The sequence below is a fragment of the Microbacterium sp. genome, assembly GCF_035687345.1.
Lineage (GTDB): Bacteria > Actinomycetota > Actinomycetes > Actinomycetales > Microbacteriaceae > Microbacterium.
In genome coordinates this window covers 1-13,333 of the sequence record NZ_DASRXZ010000072.1, presented here as the reverse complement: position 1 = coordinate 13,333, position 13,333 = coordinate 1, and the positions used below count along the sequence as shown (strand labels likewise).

The following is a 13,333-nucleotide window of genomic DNA, read 5'->3' as shown; positions in this document are numbered from 1 at the left end:
CAGTACGCAGACGGGAGCGCGTCCGCCCGCGCCGCCGGTCAGGACCGGACGAGCTTGACCGTGAGGGAGTCGACGAGCACGGCGATGCGGTCGTCGGCGGCCCAGCGCTTCGCGAGGCGCTGCAGCACGGCGTCGAGCTCCTCCTGCGTGAGCCCGGCCATGAGGTGCAGACGCACGATGAGCTCCTGCCCGCGCAGCCGCCCGGTCGGGTCGCCGGGCTGCACGGAGAGGTCGATCACCGCGAGCTCCCCCGCGATGCTCGCCTGTAGCGCGGTGTAGACGTCGGGCGACGTGAACGCCGGCTCCCACGGCTGCCCCTGCGCGATCGCCCACACGGCCGGGCGTCGGATGACGAACTCGGTCCCGGATCCCGGATCGATCACGATGAGATCCGTGTCATCGGCGGATGCGGCGAGAGCCACGCGCACGCCGTCGGCGGGGACCGGGCGCGCCGACGCGTCCCAACGGGTCATCGTCTCGACCGATGTGAACACGGGGAGCACACGACGCCCGTCGGGAGCCGCGACCGTCACGATCGACAGCTCCTGCGTCTTGTCGACGGCGAGCCCCGTGGGGCCGACCCCCTCGTCGCCCTTCTCGGCGATGAGCGGGATCAGCAGCCGCGCCGCGCGGAACGCGTCAACGATCGCGACCTGGTCGCCGCATCCCTCTCGGAACGCCGTGAGAGCGGTGAGGAGCGCCGGATCGGCGGAGCCGTCGTCGCCCGCGTGCGGATTGGCCTGGAAGCTGCGGCCCTGCCAGGGCACGCCGGCGGAGTCGGCGCTGTCGCCGTGCGCGTGCTCGCCCCCGTGGACAGGTCCGCCGTGGGGGTGGTCGTCCTCGTGACGGTCAGCCGCCGGCGACATCCAGCGCCTCGGTGAGGGTGAAGGCGCCTGTGTAGAGCGCCTTCCCGATGATGGCGCCCTCGACGCCGAGCGGCACGAGGTCGCGCAGCGCTGCGATGTCGTCGAGGGTCGCGACGCCGCCCGACGCGACGATGGGCTTGGGGGTGCGCGACGTGATCTCGCGCAGGAGGTCGAGGTTCGGTCCGCGCAGCGTGCCGTCCTTCGTGACATCCGTCACGACGTAGCGGCTGCAGCCGGCCTCCTCGAGTCGCTTGAGCACGGTCCACAGGTCGCCGCCCTCGCGGGTCCAACCGCGGGCCGCGAGCGTCGTGCCACGCACGTCGAGGCCGACGGCGACGACTTCGCCGTAGCGGCTGATGACGTCGGCCGCCCATTCCGGATTCTCGAGAGCCGCTGTGCCGAGATTGATGCGCGCGGCGCCGATCTCGAGCGCGGTCTCGAGCGAGCGGTCGTCGCGGATGCCGCCCGAGAGCTCGACCTGCACGCCCTTGACCTGGCGGATGACCTTGCGCAGCACGTTCGAGTTGCTGCCACGGCCGAACGCCGCGTCGAGGTCGACGAGGTGGATCCACTTCGCGCCCTGGCGCGCCCACTCCTCGGCCGCTTCGACGGGGTCGCCGAAGCTCGACTCCGTGCCCGCCTCTCCCTGCGTGAGGCGCACCGCCTTGCCGTCGGCGACGTCGACGGCGGGAAGCAGGATCAGTTCGGGCGTGGACGCGAAATCGTTCATGGCTCCTCGTGCGGCGGAAGGGTGCGGGGCGAGCGCGTACCGGCTGCCCCCGGTGGGCACGAGGTCAAAGGCTACGCCCGCCGAGCCCGCCGATCCAATTGGAGAGGAGACGGATGCCGGCAGCACCCGACTTCTCGGGGTGGAACTGCGTCGCCGACAGCGGCCCGTTCTCGACCGCGGCGAGGAACGGCTGTCGTCCGTACGAGCACCACGTGAGGATGGGCTGCGGGAACGGCGTCTGCGGCTCCATCGGCCAGTGCTGCGCGCCGAACGAGTGCACGAAGTAGAACCGCTCGTTCTCGATGCCGTGGAACAGGCGCGAGCCCTCGCCGGCCTGGATGGTGTCCCACCCCATGTGCGGCAGCACGGGCGCATCGAGCTCGGTCACGGCGCCGGGCCACTCGCCCATGCCCTCCGTGTCGGCGCCCCGCTCGACGCCGTGCTCGAACAGCACCTGCATGCCCACGCAGATGCCGAGCACGGGGCGTCCGCCCGCGAGTCGCCGGCCGATGAGCTCGTCGCCACGCCGCGCGCGGAGCGCGTCCATGACGGCGCGGAACGCGCCGACGCCGGGAACGACGAGGCCGTCGGCGTCGAGGATGAGTCCGCGGTCGGCCGTCAGCCGCGCATCCGCCCCCGCCGCCTGCAGGGCCTTGACGGCGGAGTGGACGTTGCCCGAGCCGTAATCGAGGACCGCGACCAAGGGCCGGTCGTCGGTCACAGCGCGCCCTTCGTGCTCGGGACGCCCTCGACGTGCGGGTCGAGGGCCTTCGCCTGGCGGAATGCGCGCGCGAACGCCTTGAACTCGGCCTCGGCGATGTGGTGCGGGTCGCGTCCGCCGAGCACCGTCACGTGCACCGTGAGCGCGGCGTTGAACGCGATCGCCTCGAACGCGTGGCGCACGAGCGAGCCCGTGAAGTGGCCGCCGATGAGGTGGAACTCGAACCCCGCGGGCTCGCCGCTGTGCACGAGGTAGGGCCGGCCGCTGATGTCGACGACCGCCTGCGCGAGGGCCTCGTCGAGAGGCACGAGCGCGTCGCCGTACCGGGTGATGCCGGACTTGTCGCCGAGCGCCTGCCGGATGGCCTGCCCGAGCACGATCGAGACGTCCTCGACGGTGTGGTGCACGTCGATCTCGGTGTCGCCCGAGGCGCGCACCGTGAGGTCGGTGAGCGAGTGCTTGGCGAACGCCGTCAGCATGTGGTCGAAGAACGGGACGGTCGTGTCGATGCGGCTGCGACCCGTGCCGTCGAGGTCGAGCTCGAGCTCGACGGTCGACTCGCTCGTCGCGCGACGCAGCGAGGCGGTGCGGTGGGCTGCGCCGGTCATGACGCCGATCCTACCGAGGCCAGGGCATCGAGGAACGCGGTCGTCTCCTCCTCGGTGCCGGCGGTCACGCGCAAGTGGTGCGGGATCCCGACGTCGCGCACGAGGATGCCGCGCTCGTACAGCGCGTGCCACGTCGCGGCGCTGTCTTCGACCCCGTCGAAGAGGACGAAGTTGGTCCACGACTCGTACGGGCGGTAACCGAGCGCCTCGACCGTGGCCGAGATGCGGTCGCGCTGCGCGACGATCTCGTCGACCATGCGGAGCATCGTCGGGGCGTGGTGCAGCGCCGCCGTCGCGGCCGCCTGGGTGAGGGCGCTCAGGTGGTACGGGAGGCGCACGAGGCGAAGCGCGTCGATGAACGCGGGATCGGCGGCGAGGTAGCCGACGCGGGCTCCGGCGAAGGCGAACGCCTTGCTCATCGTGCGGGACACGACGAGCCGCTCGCGCCCGGGAAGGAGGGTCAGCGCCGACCTCTCGTCGCGCGGGGCGAACTCCTGGTACGCCTCGTCGACGATGACGATGCCGTCGGTGGCGTCGTACACCGCCTCGACGACGTCGAGCGGGAGCGGTGTGCCCGTGGGGTTGTTCGGCGCGCACAGGAAGACGATGTCGGGCGCCGCGGCCTCGACCTGGGATGCGGCGTCGGCGGGGTCGAGGGTGAAGTCGTGACCCCGCGTGCCGGCCGTCCACGTGGCGCCCGTGCCGCGCGTGATGATCGGGTACATCGAGTACGTCGGCGCGAAGCTGAACGCCGTGCGCCCGGGACCGCCGAATGCCTGCAGGATGTGCTGCAGCACCTCGTTCGAGCCGTTGGCCGCCCAGATCTGGTCACGCATGAGTCCGTGCCCGAGGTAATCGGCGAACGCCTCGCGCAGCGCGGTGAACTCGCGGTCGGGATACCGGTTGACGTCGCGCAGCGCACGGGCGACCGAGTCGAGGATGTCGTCGGCGACCTCTTGCGGAACGGGGTGCGTGTTCTCGTTGACGTTCAACGCGACCGGAAGCGGCGCCTGCGGCGCGCCGTACGGCTTCTGGCCGCGGAGGTCATCACGTAGGGGGAGGTCATCGAGGGTGGCGGTCACCCGTCCCATCGTAGAGCGCGTGCGTCAGGGAGCCGTCGGCGCGTACTGCGCCGGGATCGCGATCTCCTGCCCCGCGGCGATGGTCACGCCCTCGAGCGCGTTGAGCCGCACGATCGCGTCGACCACATCGCGCGGGTCTGCGGCCGGCGCGACCTCTTCGGCGATCGCCCACAGCGTGTCGCCCGGCTCGACCGTGACGGTCACGAATCCACCGCCGGGAACGCCCTCGTCGCGCGACGCGAGCGCGGAGCCGCCGCCGATGATCGCGATCCAGAGCGCGATGACGGCCGGGAGCGCCGCGAGAGCGGCGAGGACCCGGCGGCCGCGCACCGTCAGGCGCAGGCGCGTGACAGGAGCTGCGGGGGCGGGAACGGTGATCGCGCTCATGGGATCCTCCTGTGCGGTGGGAAGAGATTCGCATCCGGCACTCGGCCGGGAGAGCCGGATGCGAACCTCTGTACCGAACGTATCTTCGATGCTGTAGGCTGTCAAGTGCGGCGCCGAAGCCGGATCGTTCGAAAGACGACACGCCCGCCGGGTGTCCGACGAACCCGTCGCAACCGGATACGGTTTCGACAAGAGCACCCCACCACAGGGCTCCGACATTCGAATACCGCTGCACCCGCCATGCAGGCCGAGCGCGTGAGACAGGAGCACGAAGATGACCGACGCGAGCATCGGGCGAGAGAAGCCCCAGACGCGCCGCCGCAAGAGCCTGAGCGAGAAGCAGCTCGCCATCCTCGAGGTGATCCAGCGGTCGATCGCCCGCCACGGCTATCCGCCGAGCATGCGCGAGATCGGCGACGCCGTGGGCCTGAAGTCGCTTTCGAGCGTGACGCACCAGCTCAACCAGCTCGAGCTGAGCGGCTACCTGCGGCGCGACGCCGGAAAGACGCGCGCCCTCGAAGTGCTCATCGACCTGCCCGGCACCGCCGCCGAGAACCCCGCCGATGTCGCGCCTCCCGTCGGCGACGCCGCGCTCGTGCCGCTCGTCGGCCGCATCGCGGCGGGCGTGCCCATCACGGCCGACCAGCAGATCGAAGAGATCTTCCCGCTCCCCCGCCAGCTCGTCGGCAAGGGCGACCTGTTCATGCTCAAGGTCAGCGGGGACTCGATGATCGACGCCGCGATCTGCGACGGCGACTGGGTCGTCGTCCGCTCGCAGAACACCGCCGAGAACGGCGACATCGTGGCCGCCATGCTCGACGGCGAGGCCACCGTCAAGACGTTCCGTCGCCGTGACGGCCACACGTGGCTGCTCCCCCGCAACTCCGCGTTCGAGCCCATCCTCGGCGACGAAGCCGTCGTGCTCGGCAAGGTCGTCGCGGTGCTGCGCGCCGTCTGATCCCCCGCAGCCGAACTCTCGCCCGTCCCGGGTGATACGCCTGCGCGCCGGCGCGATGCCCCGCTAGTGTGAGCCTCGTCGGCCGCGCCCACGCACACCGGACGCGGTCCGCCGAACGAGGTTCCGCCGCCGATGCGGCGCGGACGGCCGAGAGGTGGGTGGGACGATGGCATCCGACGTCGACGACCTCCGCGCGCAGCTCGAGGAGCTTCGCCGTGAGAACGAGCGGCTCCGCGCGATGCGCACGGAATCCGTCGAACCCGAAGGCGCGGCATCCGACACCGCCCCGCCCCGTCGTCGCAACGGATGGCGCGCGTTCGTCTCGGCGGTGTGCATCGTGCTCGCCGGCATCCTCGTGCCGGTCACGATCGTTTCGACGTGGACGCGTGCGCAGCTGGTCGACGAGGCGACCTTCGTGCAGACGTTCGCACCTCTCGCCGATGACCCCGGAGTCCAGGAGCTCGTCATCGAGCAGTCGACCGCGGCGATCGACGAATCGCTCGACGTCGAGTCGTTCACCGACGACCTGTTCGACGGTCTCGCGCGGCTCGACCTCCCGCCCGCGGCGCTGCGCGCTCTCGAGCTGCTGCGCACGCCGGCCGCCTCGGGGCTTCAGAACCTCATCGAGAACACGGTCACGCGGGTCGTCGAATCGGATGCCTTCACGGAGGTGTGGCAGCGTGCGCTCATCGCGAGCCACCGATCACTCGTCGCGGCGGCGACCGGCGACGGCTCGGGAGTCGTGACGATCGACCAAGCGGGTGTTCTCGGCATCCAGCTCGGGCCCATCGTCGAAGAGCTCAAGCAGCGACTCGTCGACCGCGGGATCGGCCTCGCCGAGGCGATCCCTCCCGTCGACCGCACGATCGTGATAGCCCAGTCCGACGCGCTCCCGCTCGTCATCGCGATCTACAACGTCGCGGTCGCGATCGGATGGTGGCTCCCCCTCATCGCGCTCGCTCTGTTCGTGGTCGGCATCCTCGTCGCGCGCCGGCGTTCGACGGCGCTCCTCGGCACGGGCGTCGCCCTCGCCGTCGGCGGAGCGGTCCTCGTGATCGTGCTCGGCACCGCCCGCGCGATCCTCTCGCTGAACGCCCCCGCGCTCGGCGTCGCCCCTGCCACGACCGATTCGATCTTCTTCGCCGTGACGGGCGCCATGCGCGACACCGCGATCGTCGCGACCGTCCTCGGCATCGTCATCGCGATCGCGGCCTGGCTCGGCGGCCGGTGGGAGCCGGCTGCGCGGGTCCGCGCCCTCGCGGCCTCGCTCACGGGCCGTGCGCGCACCGGATTGCGCCGCTGGGGCTTCGACACCGGCGCCTTCGGCGACTGGATGCACCGGCAGCGCCTGCTCGTGCGCATCGTGATCCTCGTGCTCGCGATCGTCCTCCTCTTCGCGCTGAGACCGCTGTCGGTCGGCGATATCGTCCTCACGGTCGTGCTCGCACTCGTCGTATGGCTCATCGCCGAGCTCGTGCAACGCGATCCCGACGCGACGGGCGCGACCGCCTATGCACACGGATCAGCGGATGCTCCTGCCGCAGCCGAGGCATCCGCTGTCGGCGACCTCGCCGATCACTCCGAGCCGGTCGAAACGCGCGCTACCCGTTGACCCGCACCGCGCCCGCGATCCCCGCGCGCTCACGGACGAGCCGCGTCGCCTCGACGAGGTTCTGCAGCGAGAGCACCGTCTCGCGATAAGCGCGCGTCTTGAGCCCGCAGTCGGGGTTGACCCACACCTGCGACAGCGGCACGTGCTGGAGCGTGCGTTCGATGAGCGCCACGAGCTCCGCCACCGAGGGCACGCGCGGCGAGTGGATGTCGTACACACCCGGCCCGATGCCGCGCTCGAACCCGGACTCGCCGAGGTCGCCGAGCAGCTCGCCGCGGCTGCGCGCCGCCTCGATCGACGTGACGTCGGCGTCGAGCGCGGCGATCGCGTCGATGACGTCGGCGAACTCCGAGTAGCAGAGGTGGGTGTGCACCTGGGTCGTGTCGGCGGCTCCCCCGGTCGCGAGCCGGAACGCGCGCACCGACCAGTCGAGGTAGTCGGGCTGGGCCGCACGCGACAGCGGCAGCAGCTCGCGCAGCGCGGGCTCGTCGACCTGGACGATCCGGATGCCGGCGGCCTCGAGGTCCCGGATCTCGTCGCGCAGCGCGAGCGCGACCTGGTTCGCGGTGTCGCGCAGCGGCTGGTCGTCGCGCACGAATGACCACGCGAGGATCGTGACGGGTCCGGTGAGCATGCCCTTCACCGGCTTCTCGGTGAGCGACTGCGCGAAGCGCGACCATCGGACCGTGATGGGCGCCGGGCGGGTGACGTCGCCCCACAGGATCGACGGGCGTGTGACACGCGACCCGTACGACTGCACCCAGCCGTGCCGCGTCACCGCGAAGCCGTCGAGGTGCTCCGCGAAGTACTGCACCATGTCGTTCCGCTCAGGCTCGCCGTGCACGAGCACGTCGAGGCCGAGCTCCTCCTGCAGTCCCACGACCGTCGTGATCTCGAGCCGCAGCAGCTCCTCGTACTCGGCCCGGCTCAGCTCTCCGCGGTCGCGGCGCCCGCGCAGGCGCCGGATCTCGGCGGTCTGCGGGAACGACCCGATCGTGGTGGTCGGCAGCAGCGGCAGGTCGAGCTCGTCCTCCTGCAGGGCACGACGGCGCGCGGCATCCGTGCGCCGGAAAGCGTCGTCGGAGAGCCCGGCGACGCGTGCGCGCACCGCCTCGTCGCGCACCCCGGGCGCGTCACGGCGGTCGGCGAGGGCGGCGGATGCCTCGGCGAGCGCGTGCTCGATCGCGGAGCGCCCGTCGGCGAGACCCCGCGCGAGCGTCGTCACCTGGCCGACCTTCTGGTCGGCGAACGCGAGCCACGACACGAGCCGCGGATCGAGCGCCGTCTCGTCGGCGACGTCGTGCGGCACGTGCTGCAACGACGTCGAGGTGCCCACGGAGACCCGTGCCCCGAGCTCGCGCAGCGCCTCGAGCGACGACCATGCGGCCTCCAGGTCGCCGCGCCACACGTTTCGGCCGTCGACGACGCCGCCCACGAGCGTCTTGCCTTCGAGCCCGGACGTCGGCAGCGGCACGACGCCGCGAACGAGGTCGAGTGCGATCGCCTCGATCGGGGCCGCGGCGAGCGCGCGCCACGCATCGTCGCCGAGTCGTCCGTAGGGGGCGGCGACGAGGATCGACGGGCGGCGTGCCGCTCTCCCGAGCGTCTGGTAGGCGACGGATGCCGCGGCCGCCAGTTCGACGGCGGGCACGGGCAGGCTCTCGCTCACGAGCGCCGGCTCGTCGAGCTGCACCCACGCGACTCCCGCCTCGTGGAGGTCGGCGAGAAGGCTCGCATAGGCGCCGACGACGGACTCGAGCCGGTCGAGCGGACGGAAGGCGGGGGCGTGCGCGCCGCCGTGGCGCGGGGCCGCGGCATCCGTCGCCTTCGACAGTGCGAGCAGCGTCACCGGCCCCACGAGCACGGGTCGCATCACGAACCCGTCCTCGCGCGCCTCGACGAACTGGCGGACGAGGCGATCGGACGACGGCGCGAACACCGTCTCGGGGCCGATCTCGGGCACGAGGTAGTGGTAGTTCGTGTCGAACCACTTCGTGAGCTCGAGCGGCGGCTGGTCGGCCGCTCCGCGCGCGGCGGCGAAGGTCGCGGCGAGCCCGATCGAGCCGTCGGGCTCGCGCAGCGCGTCGAAGCGTGCGGGGAGGGCGCCGACCGCGAGCGCCGCGTCGAGCACCTGGTCGTACAGGGAGAACGACTCGGGGATCGACGAGTCGTCGCGGCCGAGGCCGAGCTCGGCGAGCCGCTCGCGCGTCGCTCGGCGCAGGGCGGCGGTGCGGGTCTCGAGTTCCGCGTCGTCGATCTCGCCGGCCCAGTGCGCCTCGAGCGCGCGCTTGAGCTCGCGGCGGCGTCCGATGCGGGGATAGCCGAGGATCGTCCCGGCGGGGAATGCGGTCATCGTGCGGTCTCCTTCTCGTGGGTGGGGATGCCGGCCTCGCGGAGCACCGCGAGCACCGTGTCGTGGACGTTGAAGGCGTAGAGGTGTATGCCGGATGCGCCGCCCGCGAGCAGCTCGCGCGCCAGCCGCGCGGCGTGGGCGATGCCGGCCTCGCGGCGGGCATGCGCGTCGGGGGCGAGCTCGAGGTCGAGCGCGAGGTCGGTCGGCTCCCGCTCCCCCGTGAGCTCGAGCACGCGGCGCAGGCGCGCGGGAGACGTGACGGGCATGATGCCCGGCACGATCGGGATGTGCACGCCCGCACGCCGAGCACGCTCCACGAAGGCGAGGTGGTCGTCGGCGCGGAACACGACCTGAGTGATCGCGAGCGTCGCGCCGGCGGCCTGCTTCTCGAGGAGGGCGTCGATGTCATGCCGCGCGTTTCGCGATCGCGGGTGGCCGTTGGGGAACGCCGCGACCGCGATGTCGGGTGCGCCGGGCACCTCGATGACACCGCGCTCGGCGCGCACGCGGCGGATGAGCCGCACGAGGTCGGCCGCGCGCGCGAGGTCGCCGAGGAACACGTCGTCCTCGCCGAGGCCTGCGGGCGGGTCGCCTCGCAGGGCGAGGAAGCGGTCGACGCCGGCGTCGAGGAACTCGCGCACGAGCGCCTCCGCCCGCGCGGTCGTGTGTCCGACGCACGTGAGGTGAGCGAGCGGCTCGACGTCGGTCGACTCGCGGATGTACCGGAGCAGCTCGAGGGAGCGGCCGCCGGTCGACCCGCCCGCTCCGAACGTGACGGAGATGAAGCGGGGTCCCGCGTCGGCGAGGTGTTGCACCGACTCGTGCAGGGCGGCCGCGGCATCCGGTGTGCGCGGCGGATAGACCTCGAACGAGAACGGCACCGCGCCGGGTCGGCCGGTGAGGATGCTCGGGCTGTCGGTCATGGCGGTCTCTCGGACAGGGACGGTCTCAGTGGCCTGGTGGCCGCAGGTCTCGCACATGCCTGCTGGGGCATGAGGATCTCGGCGGGCGGGTGCCGGGCTCGGCTGTCGCTCCCTGCCCGGGCGGCGCCGGGCATGTGCGAGCACGATAGCCGCCGCGCGCTCCGCCTCGCCGGGATGTGTCGGCGTATTGCCGCGTGTTTCGCAACGTTCCGCGCATGCGACAGTCCACGCGCGCGGCTAGCGTTGAGGAGTGACCACCGAGCTGCCCTACGGAACCTGGCCCTCCCCGATCACCGCAGAGTCGGTGGCCGCCGCGTCTCCGCGCATCGAGGGCGCGCAGTTCGTCGGCCCCCGCGGCGCCGACGAGGTGTGGTGGGGCGAGACCGTGCCGTCCGAAGGCGGACGCACGACGATTCGCAGGCGGTTTGCCTCGGGCGATGTCGAAGAGGTGCTGCCCGCGCCGTGGAACGCGCGTTCGCGCGTGCACGAGTACGGCGGCGGCGCCTGGACGGCGGTCGACGGCGGTCGCCTCGCGTTCGTCGAGAAGGACGATCAGCGCGTGTGGCTGCTGGCTCCGGGTGAGCCGCCGCGCCCCCTCACGCCCGCCGCGGGCGACACGCGCTACGGTGCTCTCTCGTGGCAGGAGGGCCGGCTCATCGCCGTCCGTGAGGACCACAACGGCCGCCGGCACCCGCGCCGCGACCTGGTCGCGATCTCGTTGGGCGACGAGCCCGAGGTCACCGACCTCGTGGCCGACAGCGACTTCCTCGCGCAGCCGGCGCTGTCGCCCGGCGGCAGCCACCTCGCGTGGATCGCGTGGAACCACCCGAACATGCCGTGGGACCGCACGGAACTGCGCGTAGGCCGCATCGAGGAGGGCACGGTCGCGGAGTGGACGACGGTGTCTCCGGATGCCGCAACGGCCCCGCTCCAGCCGCTGTGGCTCGACGAGGACGACCTGCTCTACGTCGACGACCCGACCGGCCGATGGAACCTGTGGCGCATGCGCCTGTCCGCCGATCTCGACCACCGCCCGGTGTCGCCGGCCGACGCCGACACCGGCGGGCCGCTGTGGACGCTCGGAACCCGCTGGTACGCGCTCATCGACGGCGGCCGCATCGTCGCGGCGCGCACGAACGGCGCCGACGAGCTCGTCGCGATCGACCTCGAGTCGGGCGAGCCGACGCCGCTCCCCTGCCCCGCGGTCGCGGGCGTGAGCGTCGAGCACGCCTCGGGGTCGCGCGTGCTCGTGTCGGGCGCCGGCCAGGATGCCCCGGGCGGTCTGTGGATCGTCGACGCGGACGCCCCGGGCGAGATCGTGACCGTGAGCGGGGGCACCGCGCCGTGGGGTGCGGAATGGTCGCCCCGAGCCCTACCCGTGACGTACGAAGGTCCGCACGGACCCGTGCACGCGTTCGCGTACCCGCCGACGAACCACCACCACACCGCGCCCGCGGGTGAGAAGCCGCCGTACATCGTGTTCGTGCACGGCGGCCCGACGTCGCATGTCGGGGGCGCGGCATCCGCCAAGGTCGCGTACTGGACGAGCCGCGGAATCGGCGTGCTCGACGTGAATTACGGCGGATCGTCCGGCTACGGCCGCGCCTACCGCGAGCGCCTCCTCGGTCAGTGGGGCGTCGTCGACGTCGACGACGTCGTCGCGGCCGTACGGGGCCTCGCCGACGCGGGTCTCGCCGACCCCGACCGCCTCGCCATCGCGGGCGGATCGGCCGGCGGCTGGACCGTGCTGTGCGCGCTCTACCGCAGCGACGTGTTCTCGGCCGGCATCAGCCGCTACGGCGTCGCCGACCTGCGCGCGCTCGCGCGCGACACGCACGACTTCGAGTCGCGGTACCTCGACGGCATGGTCGGCCCGCTTCCCGAGGCCGAGGAGCTCTACCTCGAGCGCTCACCGCTCTCGCACCTCGACCGGCTCACAACACCGCTGCTCATCGAGCAGGGGCTCGAGGACCGCGTCGTGCCACCGGCACAGTCCGAGGCGGTGCGCAACGCGCTCGCCCGCAGGGGCGTGCCGCACGCATACCTGCCGTTCGAGAACGAGGGCCACGGCTTCCGGCGCGCCGAGACGATCGTGCGCACGCTCGAGGCCGAGCTCAGCTTCCTCGGACAAGTGTTCGGATTCGATCCGCCCGGCGTCGAGCGGCTCGAGCTCGCATGACGCGACCGCGCCCGCTCAGCGGCTGAGGTGGGCGCCCTCGCCGACGGCGTACGCCTCGCGCACCCAATCCGCGAATGCGTCGTCGAGCTCGTCCGGCGAGCGCAGACGGAAGTGGTTCGCGTACAGATTGCGGCTGAAGAGCGACGACGAGCGGATGCGCGGATCGCCGGTCAGCGGCCGCATGAGGTCGAGATAGCCGACGACGCCGTTGCGGTCGGGGCGAGCGCCCGCGAACCCGCGGCGTGAGCCCTTGAACGTGATCGTCGTCTTAGAGACGGAGTACTCCACCGGCCCGCACGCGAGCACGAGTGCCTCGACGGCGCGGAACAGCGCGACGCTCGCCTCCGGCTTGTCGCGGAGGTGGTCCTCGACGGTCCAGCCCTCACGTTCGGGCATACGGCGCAAGCCTCGAAGCCAGGTGCTGCCCCACGCGCGCGTGCAAGAGTGTGCCCTCCTCCTCGTGGTCCTGCGCCAGGATGATGCCCTGCTCGTGCACAGCCGAGACGAGGTCGCCCCGGTCGTACGGCACGAGCGCGTGCACCTCGACCTCGGGCAGGGGCAGCGCGTCCTCGATCGCGGCGCGCAGCTCGGCGATGCCCTCGCCGGTGCGCGACGACACGAAGAGCGCCTTCGGCTCGAGACCGCGGAGCAGCATCCGCGTGTCGTCGTCGACGAGGTCGGCCTTGTTGAACACGACGAGTTCGGGGAGATCGCGCGCGCCCACGTCGCCGATGACGTCCCGTACGGTCGCGAGCTGCGCGGCCGGGTCGGGGTGCGAACCGTCGACGACATGGAGGATCACGTCGGCTTCGCCGACCTCCTCGAGTGTTGAACGGAAGGCCTCGACGAGCTGGTGCGGCAGGTTGCGCACGAAACCGACCGTGTCGGTCAGCGTGTACACGCGACCGTCGGAC

General features: G+C 72.1%; 13 protein-coding genes. 3 read left to right on the top strand and 10 right to left on the bottom strand.

What is annotated here, in order from left to right; all coding sequences use genetic code 11:
* Positions 1–38 precede the first annotated feature (38 nt).
* From VFF97_RS08550 to VFF97_RS08525, 6 genes are all read right to left on the bottom strand, one after another.
* Entirely contained in the window at positions 39–866 is an 828-nt protein-coding gene (locus VFF97_RS08550) for an SseB family protein (RefSeq protein WP_325033075.1), read from the bottom strand.
* Positions 850–1,596, bottom strand: a complete 747-nt coding sequence (gene priA, locus VFF97_RS08545; protein ID WP_325033074.1) for a bifunctional 1-(5-phosphoribosyl)-5-((5-phosphoribosylamino)methylideneamino)imidazole-4-carboxamide isomerase/phosphoribosylanthranilate isomerase PriA — start codon at positions 1,594–1,596, stop codon at positions 850–852. The genes VFF97_RS08550 and priA overlap by 17 nt, the downstream gene beginning before the upstream one ends.
* Positions 1,597–1,660: 64 nt before the next feature.
* The gene (gene hisH, locus VFF97_RS08540; RefSeq protein ID WP_325033073.1) at positions 1,661–2,317 is read right to left on the bottom strand and encodes an imidazole glycerol phosphate synthase subunit HisH; all 657 of its coding nucleotides are present in this window, start codon (positions 2,315–2,317) and stop codon (positions 1,661–1,663) included.
* Complete coding sequence (gene hisB / locus VFF97_RS08535; RefSeq protein ID WP_325033072.1) at positions 2,314–2,925, bottom strand: imidazoleglycerol-phosphate dehydratase HisB; 612 nt, start codon at positions 2,923–2,925, stop codon at positions 2,314–2,316. The genes hisH and hisB overlap by 4 nt, the downstream gene beginning before the upstream one ends.
* Entirely contained in the window at positions 2,922–4,016 is a 1,095-nt protein-coding gene (locus VFF97_RS08530; protein WP_325033071.1) for a histidinol-phosphate transaminase, read from the bottom strand. Before VFF97_RS08530 ends, hisB begins: the two co-directional genes overlap by 4 nt.
* A 15-nt stretch (positions 4,017–4,031) precedes the next feature.
* Positions 4,032–4,394 (bottom strand): LysM peptidoglycan-binding domain-containing protein, encoded by a 363-nt coding sequence (locus VFF97_RS08525; RefSeq protein ID WP_325033070.1) that lies wholly within the window; start codon positions 4,392–4,394, stop codon positions 4,032–4,034.
* Between the two features lie 274 nt (positions 4,395–4,668).
* Between VFF97_RS08525 and lexA the strand changes: the two genes are divergently transcribed.
* Together lexA and VFF97_RS08515 are read left to right on the top strand one after the other, a co-directional pair.
* On the top strand, positions 4,669–5,352 hold the full coding sequence (gene lexA / locus VFF97_RS08520) for a transcriptional repressor LexA (RefSeq protein ID WP_325033069.1): 684 nt from the start codon (positions 4,669–4,671) through the stop codon (positions 5,350–5,352).
* Positions 5,353–5,518: 166 nt separating this feature from the next.
* Positions 5,519–6,964 carry a hypothetical protein gene (locus tag VFF97_RS08515; RefSeq protein ID WP_325033068.1) on the top strand — a complete coding sequence of 482 codons (1,446 nt, stop codon included), beginning with the start codon at positions 5,519–5,521 and terminating at the stop codon, positions 6,962–6,964.
* Here the strand turns inward: VFF97_RS08515 and metE are convergent.
* Positions 6,954–9,317, bottom strand: coding sequence for a 5-methyltetrahydropteroyltriglutamate--homocysteine S-methyltransferase (metE, locus tag VFF97_RS08510; RefSeq protein ID WP_325033067.1), 2,364 nt, complete (start codon positions 9,315–9,317; stop codon positions 6,954–6,956). The two genes, VFF97_RS08515 and metE, sit on opposite strands and share 11 nt — an antisense overlap.
* Positions 9,314–10,240: a methylenetetrahydrofolate reductase gene (locus VFF97_RS08505; RefSeq protein ID WP_325033066.1), complete on the bottom strand. Its 927-nt coding sequence runs from the start codon at positions 10,238–10,240 to the stop codon at positions 9,314–9,316. The genes metE and VFF97_RS08505 overlap by 4 nt, the downstream gene beginning before the upstream one ends.
* A 250-nt stretch (positions 10,241–10,490) precedes the next feature.
* Here VFF97_RS08505 and VFF97_RS08500 point away from each other — a divergent pair, with 250 nt between their 5' ends.
* Positions 10,491–12,419, top strand: coding sequence for a S9 family peptidase (locus VFF97_RS08500; RefSeq protein ID WP_325033065.1), 1,929 nt, complete (start codon positions 10,491–10,493; stop codon positions 12,417–12,419).
* A gap of 15 nt (positions 12,420–12,434) precedes the next feature.
* On the opposite strand, the gene VFF97_RS08495 is transcribed toward VFF97_RS08500, so the two are convergent.
* Both VFF97_RS08495 and VFF97_RS08490 read right to left on the bottom strand, forming a co-directional pair.
* Positions 12,435–12,815, bottom strand: a complete 381-nt coding sequence (locus tag VFF97_RS08495; RefSeq protein WP_325033064.1) for a DUF5655 domain-containing protein — start codon at positions 12,813–12,815, stop codon at positions 12,435–12,437.
* On the bottom strand, positions 12,802–13,333 hold a 532-nt coding region (locus VFF97_RS08490; protein ID WP_325033063.1), incomplete at its 5' end, for a GTPase. The genes VFF97_RS08490 and VFF97_RS08495, both read right to left, overlap by 14 nt.

Bases quoted from the DNA above. Each gene is read 5' to 3' on its own strand.
- VFF97_RS08515 (WP_325033068.1), top strand. From the start codon at position 5,519: ATGGCATCCGACGTCGACGACCTCCGCGCGCAGCTCGAGGAGCTTCGC.
- VFF97_RS08495 (WP_325033064.1), bottom strand. From the start codon at position 12,815: ATGCCCGAACGTGAGGGCTGGACCGTCGAGGACCACCTCCGCGACAAG.
- VFF97_RS08525 (WP_325033070.1), bottom strand. From the start codon at position 4,394: ATGAGCGCGATCACCGTTCCCGCCCCCGCAGCTCCTGTCACGCGCCTG.
- VFF97_RS08505 (WP_325033066.1), bottom strand. From the start codon at position 10,240: ATGACCGACAGCCCGAGCATCCTCACCGGCCGACCCGGCGCGGTGCCG.
- VFF97_RS08530 (WP_325033071.1), bottom strand. From the start codon at position 4,016: ATGGGACGGGTGACCGCCACCCTCGATGACCTCCCCCTACGTGATGAC.
- hisB (WP_325033072.1), bottom strand. From the start codon at position 2,925: ATGACCGGCGCAGCCCACCGCACCGCCTCGCTGCGTCGCGCGACGAGC.
- metE (WP_325033067.1), bottom strand. From the start codon at position 9,317: ATGACCGCATTCCCCGCCGGGACGATCCTCGGCTATCCCCGCATCGGA.
- lexA (WP_325033069.1), top strand. From the start codon at position 4,669: ATGACCGACGCGAGCATCGGGCGAGAGAAGCCCCAGACGCGCCGCCGC.
- VFF97_RS08550 (WP_325033075.1), bottom strand. From the start codon at position 866: ATGTCGCCGGCGGCTGACCGTCACGAGGACGACCACCCCCACGGCGGA.
- priA (WP_325033074.1), bottom strand. From the start codon at position 1,596: ATGAACGATTTCGCGTCCACGCCCGAACTGATCCTGCTTCCCGCCGTC.